Origin of the sequence: Bartonella sp. CE47NXGY, from assembly GCF_042195415.1 — a bacterium.
GTDB lineage: Bacteria > Pseudomonadota > Alphaproteobacteria > Rhizobiales > Rhizobiaceae > Bartonella.
Genome location: NZ_JBHIOI010000020.1, coordinates 1 through 8862, shown reverse-complemented (window position 1 = coordinate 8862; position 8862 = coordinate 1). Strand labels below are relative to the sequence as shown.

The 8862-nt window shown below is 37.7% G+C and carries 6 protein-coding genes, 2 tRNA genes and 4 pseudogenes; 6 read left to right on the top strand and 6 right to left on the bottom strand.

Translation table 11 applies throughout. The features are described 5' to 3' along the window. Nucleotides 1–346, bottom strand: a pseudogene (locus tag ACFIL3_RS06630) (hypothetical protein); the annotation flags it as partial. A 198-nt stretch (nucleotides 347–544) separates the two neighbouring features. On the opposite strand from ACFIL3_RS06630, the gene ACFIL3_RS06625 reads away from it, so the two are divergent. From ACFIL3_RS06625 to ACFIL3_RS06605, 5 genes are all read left to right on the top strand, one after another. Further along, entirely contained in the window at nucleotides 545–1495 is a 951-nt protein-coding gene (locus ACFIL3_RS06625) for a siderophore ABC transporter substrate-binding protein (RefSeq protein WP_375634799.1), read from the top strand. Between the two features lie 103 nt (nucleotides 1496–1598). Then, entirely contained in the window at nucleotides 1599–2555 is a 957-nt protein-coding gene (locus ACFIL3_RS06620; RefSeq protein WP_375613670.1) for an ABC transporter permease, read from the top strand. Between the two features lie 67 nt (nucleotides 2556–2622). Then, a complete protein-coding gene (locus ACFIL3_RS06615; protein ID WP_375629923.1) occupies nucleotides 2623–3498 on the top strand; it encodes an iron chelate uptake ABC transporter family permease subunit in 876 nt (291 codons plus the stop codon). Next, the gene (locus ACFIL3_RS06610; RefSeq protein ID WP_375647600.1) at nucleotides 3495–4253 is read left to right on the top strand and encodes an ABC transporter ATP-binding protein; all 759 of its coding nucleotides are present in this window, start codon (nucleotides 3495–3497) and stop codon (nucleotides 4251–4253) included. Before ACFIL3_RS06615 ends, ACFIL3_RS06610 begins: the two co-directional genes overlap by 4 nt. 64 nt (nucleotides 4254–4317) lie before the next feature. Next, nucleotides 4318–4388, top strand: a tRNA-Gln gene (locus tag ACFIL3_RS06605). A gap of 140 nt (nucleotides 4389–4528) precedes the next feature. On the opposite strand, the pseudogene ACFIL3_RS06600 reads toward ACFIL3_RS06605, so the two are convergent. From ACFIL3_RS06600 to ACFIL3_RS06590, 3 genes and pseudogenes are all read right to left on the bottom strand, one after another. Further along, a pseudogene (locus tag ACFIL3_RS06600) lies at nucleotides 4529–4734 on the bottom strand (DNA adenine methylase); the annotation flags it as partial. A 1234-nt stretch (nucleotides 4735–5968) separates the two neighbouring features. After that, nucleotides 5969–6058: pseudogene (locus ACFIL3_RS06595) on the bottom strand (DNA adenine methylase); the annotation flags it as partial. A 232-nt stretch (nucleotides 6059–6290) separates the two neighbouring features. Then, on the bottom strand, nucleotides 6291–6680 hold the full coding sequence (locus ACFIL3_RS06590; RefSeq protein ID WP_375612407.1) for a VOC family protein: 390 nt from the start codon (nucleotides 6678–6680) through the stop codon (nucleotides 6291–6293). 260 nt (nucleotides 6681–6940) lie between these two features. Here ACFIL3_RS06590 and ACFIL3_RS06585 point away from each other — a divergent pair. Then, nucleotides 6941–7014 (top strand) — tRNA-Gln (locus ACFIL3_RS06585). Between the two features lie 191 nt (nucleotides 7015–7205). On the opposite strand, the gene ACFIL3_RS06580 is transcribed toward ACFIL3_RS06585, so the two are convergent. Together ACFIL3_RS06580 and ACFIL3_RS06575 are read right to left on the bottom strand one after the other, a co-directional pair. Continuing rightward, nucleotides 7206–8666, bottom strand: coding sequence for a replicative DNA helicase (locus ACFIL3_RS06580; protein ID WP_375681956.1), 1461 nt, complete (start codon nucleotides 8664–8666; stop codon nucleotides 7206–7208). Then, nucleotides 8623–8862, bottom strand: a pseudogene (locus ACFIL3_RS06575) (late control protein); the annotation flags it as partial. The gene ACFIL3_RS06580 and the pseudogene ACFIL3_RS06575, both read right to left, overlap by 44 nt.

Genomic DNA, 8862 nt, shown 5'->3' with positions numbered 1-8862 from the left:
GGACAGCACCAGGGACAGCACCAGGGACAGCACCAGGGACAGCACCAGGGACAGCACCAGGGACAGCACCAGGGACAGCACCAGGGACACCAGCGCCAGCACCATCCCCTTGGCTAGCGACTTGTGGCGAAGGAGGTGCAGGTAATTCAACTACTTTAGGTGCAGGAGATTTTGATGAATTTCTAAAAGATGGCACCAGAGATGATAATCCACTTAGATTTGGCAATGAAATTGAAGGCAGTGAAAACCAACTACTCCCCATAGAAACATCTACACCTTGTAAAAAGAAGAAAGCACTTGTTGTCAGTGCGTACAAACGTGTACGCTTTTTAAATACATTGATCATATGTCAAACTTTCTAAATAATGTTGCAAAAACACTAGAATTAAGTGAAAATGAGGTAAGTGAACGATTTGTAACATATGTCAGTCAACTTTACAACATAGTGTTATTTATTTACGCTTCATTTTGTGCATAAAAATACCAAAGTTAAGTTTTTAAGTGCGCAAACCTTTGTAATATTAGATAAAAGGATAAAATCACGATGATAAAATATATGAAATGGATGACTTCTGTTTTACTGGTTGCAATTAGTTTTGCAACGATTTTGTGGACTCATACGAGTATTGCAAATACCAGTACCCAGACAAATGTAACGATTGATCATGTTTCAGGAACGACTTCTGTTCCCACTTCTCCGCAAAAGGTTGTTGTGTTTGATCTTGCCTCGCTAGATAATATGAATCGCCTTGGTATCCAAGCAGTTATCGGCCTTCCTGAAGGAAAAAAACCTTCCTATCTGCAACAATTTGACGATGCAAAATATGAAAGAATTGGAACCGTTTTTGAGCCAGATTATGAAAAAATTGCCACTCTTCAACCCGATTTGATTATTATTTCCTCCAGAACTCAAGCAAAATATAAAGACTTATCCAAAATAGCCCCAACAATTGATCTAACCGTAGAAAACGAAAATTCTCTTGAAGATATAAAACGAAATGTGTCTATCCTTGGAAAAATTTTTGGTAAAACACAAGAAGCAGAAAAGGAAATTGCAAAAATCAATGAAGCTTTTGCTGAAGTCCGTAAAAATACCCAAGGAAAAGGCACCGGGCTCATACTCATGACCTCTGGTGGAAAAATCAGTGCTTTCGGACCAAAATCACGTTTCGATATTTTTCACTCCGCTTTTGGAATTGCCCCTGCAACCGATAAACTTACCGTGCAAAAACATGGACAACTCATTTCTCCTGAATTTATTCTTGAAACCAATCCTGATTGGTTGTTGGTGATTGATCGCGATGCAGCCATTGGACGGGAAGGACAATCCGCAGCACAATTGCTCAACAATGAGCTTGTTCACCGCACAACAGCAAGCAAAAAAAATCAAATTATTTATTTGGACTCTTGGAGCTGGTATCGTGCAAATGGTGGTTTAACGGCGCTCATTGAAACCGCACAGCAGATCAATGAAGCCTTTACAAAGAGCAAATAAGCCCACGAAAGAGCTTGCTTGCTATATAAATAAAATTTAAAAGCAGAGGTTGTTTATTAAGCAGTCTTTGCTTTTTGTAGATTTTGTTAGAAAATGATTTAACGTGAAGAATTACTGGATAACCATAACACTTCTAATTTTCCTGTCTATCCTCAGCATTTTTGTTGGTTATTCTGATGTCACACCTTCTAACCTTTTCGCAGCCGATCCCCATGCGTGGCTTATTTTTTGGCAAACACGTCTTCCTCGTACCATTGCAATCCTTTTAGTAGGCGCAGCACTTGCACTTTCAGGCATGATTATGCAACTATTAACACGCAATCGCTTTGTCGAACCATCAACCACTGGAACCATTGAATCTGCTTCCCTTGGCATTCTTTTTATTATGATTTTTTGGCCCGATATTCCTGTTTTAGGAAAAATGGTCGTTGCGACAATTTTTGCCATGGTAGGCACTTTACTTTTTATGTTTTTATTGCGACGCATTCCTCTAAAATCTGCTCTCATTGTACCCCTTACAGGGATTATGCTAAGCTATATTATTGGCTCTTTAACCAATGCCATTGCAGATTATGAAATGTTACTTCCTTCTCTTCAAGCTTACTTATTTGGCAGTTTTTCGATGGTTCTTGAAGGAAAATATGAGCTCTTATGGCTATCCCTTCCCCTTTGTATTCTGGCCTATTGTACTGCTGATCGCTTTACGGTTGCAAGTTTGGGAGAAGATTTAACCAATAACCTTGGATTGAATTATCGTGTTGTCATGTTTTTTGGTCTTTTTATTGTCGCCTCAATCACTGCTGTTGTTGTCTGTACCATTGGCCGTATTCCTTTTGTTGGGTTGATTATTCCAAATATTGTTTCAAGTTTCATGGGAGATAATATGCGCTATACCGCTCCTTGGGTGGCCATCAGCGGTGCAGGATTGGTCTTAATTTGTGATCTTTTAGGACGAATCATTCATCCCTCTCTTGAAATTCCCATCAGCACCATAATGGGTGTAATCGGTAGTTTTATTTTTATGATACTGCTTTTACGCTGGAGAAAGCGTCTTGGATAGAAGAAGAAAAACAATATGTGTACTAACAACACTTATCATCATAGCATGCACTGTCATTAGTCTTTACATGACGTGGAACATCAATGTTTATACATGGAAATTTCGTCTTACAAAACTTTCCTCTTTGCTTCTTATTGCCTATGCAATAAGCGTTTCCACGGTTTTATTTCAAACAATCGTTAATAACCGTCTTCTTACTCCTTCAATTATGGGATTTGATCAGCTTTATATTTTAATAAAGACTGCCCTAATGTATTTTGTAGGCTCTCTTTCTTTGCCCTTTTTGAATGAAGAAGGACAGCTCGTTCTTGAAGCCCTCATTCTTATTCTTTTTTCAATAAGCCTTTTTCGCTGGCTCTTTTCAGGAAGCCTAAAAGGACTTCATTTGACGCTTTTAATCGGTGTTGTTTTAGGCGGATTTTTTTTCAGTTTACGGATGTTTATGCAATTGCAACTAAATCCAGACCAAATGATGAATTTAACGGATATTATGTTTGCAAATTTTAATAAATTCAATACACCATTAATAAGCTTTGCCACAATCATTGTCTTCATTGTGAGTCTGATTGGATGGCATTCCCGTCATCTTCTTGATATTTTGGCTTTGGGACGTGAAAATGCCCTCAATCTTGGCGTTAATTACCACAAAAGTGCGACAGCTGTCCTTATTTTTATTTCCATTCTCGTATCCATTTCCACCGCATTGGTAGGCCCCGTCACCTTTTTTGGACTGTTAGTTGCCAACCTTTCCTATGAACTTTCTCCTCAAGCAAAACACAGTATTGTTGTTCCAATTGCAATATTATTGGCTATTATTTGTCTGGTGGGGGGACAATTTATTTTAGAACAAATTTTTCATATGGCAGGGCGTTTAAGTTTTATCATTGAGTTTTGTGGGGGAATTGTTTTCTTAATGTTACTGATGAAGGGAAAACTAAAATGATTGAGATCAATCATCTTTCCAAGGCTTACGGAACACGATTGATTATCGATAATTTATGCCTTCATCTTCCAAAAGGGGGGATTATTTCTCTTATTGGGCCCAATGGTTCGGGAAAGTCAACTCTTTTAATGCTGATAAGACGTCTTTTGCCACACCATAATGGTACAATTCATATCGACGGCTTTGATATTGATAAAATGCCCCACGATATTTTGGCTCAAAAACTCTCAATTCTGCGTCAAGAAAATCCTTTGTCTTTTCGCTTAACCGTGTACGATTTAGTAAGTTTCGGACGCTATCCTTATTCAAAAGGCTGGTATACACATGAAGATAAACAATTTATCGACAGTGCGCTACGCTATCTCGGCTTACAAGATTTAAAAGACCGTTTTTTAGATGAACTTTCTGGCGGTCAGCGTCAACGCGCTTTTATAGCCATGGTTATCTGCCAAGACACTGATTATCTTCTTTTAGATGAACCATTAAATAATCTGGATATGAAACATGCGGTTTCTATGATGAAGCAATTACGCCGCACAGCTGATGAATTGAAAAAAACCATTCTTATTGTTATGCACGATATTAATTTTGCCTCATCTTACTCAGATATGATTGTTGCATTGAAAAATGGGAAAGCGGCCTATTGTGGGACTCCAAAAGAAATTATGCAACCAGAAATTCTTAAAGACATTTATGATGTCGATATTCAAATCAAAACAATTAATGACATCCCTATCGCTCTTTATTATCGATAATCATAAAGATTTTTTGCGCTTGCATGCACTATAGAATCTACTAGGGATAGTAAAATTGGCTTATTGGGGAATAGTTTAATGGTAGAACAGCGGACTTTGACTTCGTCAATCTTGGTTCGAATCCAAGTTCCCCAGCCCGTATTTAATGATTGTAGCTTGTCATCGGGTTTTGTATAATTTGAAAGCAGATTTTGCATCAATTTATTTTTTTCAAAGGATCTTCAAAAACTTTCAAGGGTTATTTAAAATCCCTTTAATGCATATTTTCTCTTCCTCTAAAAATTGCAATTTGAGATGATAAGCTCTTGAGCCGGTGCGGATTCTTTGAACCACATGTATAAGATGTGCCAACCTCTTTTATCTTAAATTGGCTAAAGATTTTTCGGATCTGAGACACATCATTGAGAGAGAAGAATTTTTCTCTTGCGCAAGCAAAGCAAACATTGTCTGGTAATCCTCTCGCAAATAAATCCTTTCCATAGTAATACACGTATATCTGGCTCTGTTTATGGGAAAGCCTTATCTAATAGCTATAAACCTATCTAAAGAGAGAATTCAAAAAAGAAAGCCGAGCCAAATGATATGACGCGGCTTTCAGATATTGATTATAAGATTCAAATGAATCATCCACAATGGAGTAATAAATTCATATATACAAAACGTATCATATTGCAAGTGCTCTATTTAGAAATATGAAAACTTATCAAAAGAAACGTAAATGATAGCTATGATTTTGATATCATTCATTAGCATTATAGAATCTATAAACGCTTGGTAACTTTATCAATCCAATCAAAAGAAAATGCATCTTAAATGAATGTTTTCTCAATAAGGCTTTCATAAGTATCTTTTCATTTTGCACTCAAATGTAACTTCTTTGCAAATTAACCAGCTCAAATTTGAGTTGGCAAAATTAACCAATCCAATTTTGGAGGAGTTATCTTTAGAAGAGCCATCTTTAAACATTATAGCTTTTGACTCAAAATTGAATAAAATCCCATACCTTAGATGTTACAATGGTTTTGAATTTTGCTGCCTCATCTTTTTTTCAATAGGTGCCCCCCAAATTTTGAGAGAGCTCATTTGGTTTCGTATTTTTAAACTGTAACTTTTAAAACGTTTTTTTCTCACTTTCTTGCGTTATATCATGGAAAGACTTTCAATTTCATAAGACATAACATTGTGATTTCATTCTATATTGTGATGATAGTATCTATATAATGCCTGCCTATCATTTACTAACTTTTTAGTAAGCGTTTTAAAAAACGATCTTATCTTTAAATCCTTTTGTGCAATCTTTATGAACTCAATCTATAAGCTTATGATCGTTTCAAACGATTATTCCTTTTAAGGTTGCACTCAAATAAAGAGCAAAACACATCCCATTCTTAAACGTATGCAATTTATGTTATCGATAATTCCAAACAACTGAAATTTAAAACAATGTGATTTGTGCTGTGATAAAAACGTATCATAAAATTTATGATACGTTATGAATGATAACCGCTTTTCATTTCATTTGAATGCACCCATGCGTTATAGTATTTGCATCATGATTTGCTTTTTATGGTCTATTCATCCATGGCAATTTTATATAAAAAATGATCAATTCAAACATGCATAAAAGTAGGGCTTCTTAAGTGGATTCATATAAAATAATTGTACTTAATATATTGATTTTATTAGTTTTTATGTACAATGCCTTTTTAACTTCATAAAGATATCAATTTCCTTGTAAAGAATATTCCTCCCATTCCAATAAAAGGCTCAATATAAGTGCGATGAGGGATAGCTTCTATGATTTTACAAGTACGGATCACTAGCCATGTAATAACGCCGACTGATGCCCCAAACCAATTAGACCGCCTGTGGAAACAGACAGGTTGTGGGGCTGAATAATGGAACAGCACCGAACGAATAAGCCCACGCGTCGTAAGTAAGCCTCTTAGCGTGCATAGCTTATAGGTTTTGGAAACAGACAATTATTATAATTCAGATATTATAATTCAGACGATTAAAGATCGGATCTCAGGCTTTTTAATCCAGTGGACAAACACGAATAATGTGTCCGTCCGGATCTTTGATTAGAAAGGTACGTCCAAATACATCAGTATACGGTTCCTTCAAAACATTTATCTCAACAGTGGTTTGCTCTTTCCATTCCGCATAGAGCTTATCTACGTCCTCTCCAGTAGGCAACATAATGCCGATTTCTGAAAAACGAGGTGCATTTTCCTCAGGCGTATCGCCCCCAGACCAGAGAGCAAAGAGAGCGTCCCCCGAAGAAGCAAATGCAACATAGCGTGGCGAGGTAAACACAGGTTCTTTCTTGAAGATGAATTTGTAAAAAGCCGTAGAGTACTCTATGTTTGAAACGTATACCAACTGTAGGTTTGGGGTAACAGGATAAGTAGGAATATTACTCATAAATTCTCCATGATTTAGTAGCTGTTGCCTGACAAGCATATACCTATTAGAGAATATTTCAACAAGAGTTTGTGATGCCTCCATTCGCGGTGTGCTCTATTTACATGTTTTTATTCGCTTATTGCTATATGCTAAAATATTGAGACCGCCACTACGGGGATTATAATGATATCCCTATCGCTCTTTATTATCGATAATCTAAAGATTTTTTGCACTTGCCTACACTATAGAATCTGCTAGAAATGGTAAAATTGCCTTATTGGGGAATAGTTTAATGGTAGAACAGCGGACTCTGACTCCGTCAATCTTGGTTCGAATCCAAGTTCCCCAGCCAGTGTAGCTTGTCATCGGTTGTAGCTTGCCAGCAGGTTTTGTATATGTAGCTTGCCAGCAGGTTTTGTATAATTTGCCACTAGGTTTTGTACCAATTTATTTTTTTTCAAAGAGTTTTTAAGGGGTTCTCAAAGGGTCTTCAAAGACCTTTCAAAGATCATTTAAAGCTCTCTTTAACGCATTTTTCTGCTCCTATTTTTCCAAATCACTAAAGCATGTAAAGTCGGGTTGAAAGGCAAGGGGAACGATTCCTGTCGGACCATGGCGTTGTTTTGCTATAATAACCTCGGCTTTACCCTTGGCTTGCTCCATTGCCTCTTGCCATTTGTTATACTCAGCAGTGCTTTCTTTGGGTTCTTCATTTTTGAGATAATATTCTTCACGATAAACGAACAGAACAATGTCGGCATCTTGCTCGATTGAACCAGATTCACGTAAGTCGGAGAGTTGTGGACGTTTATCGGTTCGGTTTTCAACTTGACGCGAAAGTTGTGACAGAGCAATGATGGGAATATTGAGTTCTTTTGCAAGTGCTTTTAATCCGGTGGTAATGGCTGTAATTTCTTGAACGCGATTTTCTAATGAACGCTTTGAACCGCTTGTCATGAGTTGGATATAATCGATAATCAAGACATCTAGACCATGTTGTCGTTTAAGACGCCTTGCACGGGCGGCCAATTGTGCAAGGGAGACACCCCCCGTTTGATCAATATAAAGAGGGATTGTTTGTAAGGAACGCATTGCGTAAATGATGTTGGTAAATTGCTCTTCTGAGATATTACCACGACGCATATCAGAAGAAGAAACCTTTATTTGTTCTGAGATAATACGAGTTGCAAGCTGTTCTGTTGACATCTCAAGTGAAAAGAAACCAACAATGCCCCCTTCATCTTCTTGGCTGTTATCACGCTTACAAGCATTGGCAATATTAAAAGCAATATTGGTCGCCAGAGAGGTTTTCCCCATAGCAGGGCGCCCCGCAAGGATAATTAAATCAGATGCTTGTAATCCTCCCATTTTTTCATCAAGGGTTTTGATATGGGTAGCTATCCCAGAAAGCTGTGAGGAACGCTTTTTTGCAGCGCTTGCCATGTTAAGTGCTTTTGCAATGGCTGTATCAAAGTTTTCAAACCCACCCCCATATTTCCCTTTTTCGGCGAGCTCAAATAACTGATTTTCAATCGTTTCAATTTGTTGGGTAGGCGTGAGCTCTACAGGAGCATCAAAAGCTGTATTGGCAACTTCATTGCCAAGATTAATCAAAGACCGGCGGATAAAAAGATCGTAAATGACGCGTCCATAATCTTCAGCGTTAATAATAGTGACTGCCTCTGTGGCTAAGCGAACAACATACTGGTATACAGTAATATCTCCAACTTTTTCTTCCATTTGGATATAGGGCTTGATTGTAATGGGGTTTGCAAGATGACCATTTTGAATAATTTGTAAGACAATCTCAAAGATCTTTTGATGTAGCCTTTCAAAAAAATGTTCTGCTTTGAGAAAGTCTGAAACGCGATCGAGTGCATTATTATTAATCAGGATTGCTCCAAGTAATGCCTGTTCCGCTTCAATATTATGGGGAAGTTGACGAAAAGAAGAAGCAAAATTATCTCTTGGATTTTCTGTTTTTAGCATGTTCAATGTTCTCATTGCTTTCTTTTCCCTTGTTTGGTGCCTCGAGTGTGATTTCTGTGGTGTATCCGCTTTGTTTTTCATAGCGGTGGGTGACGGTCGCGGCTTTCCATGGACCATTGATTTGCCCACGAAACCCTTGAAGGATGAGAGGTTGATCCGCCATGATTTCAGGGCGTCCCTCAAGGGTCAAAGAACCACTGCCCACAGCACG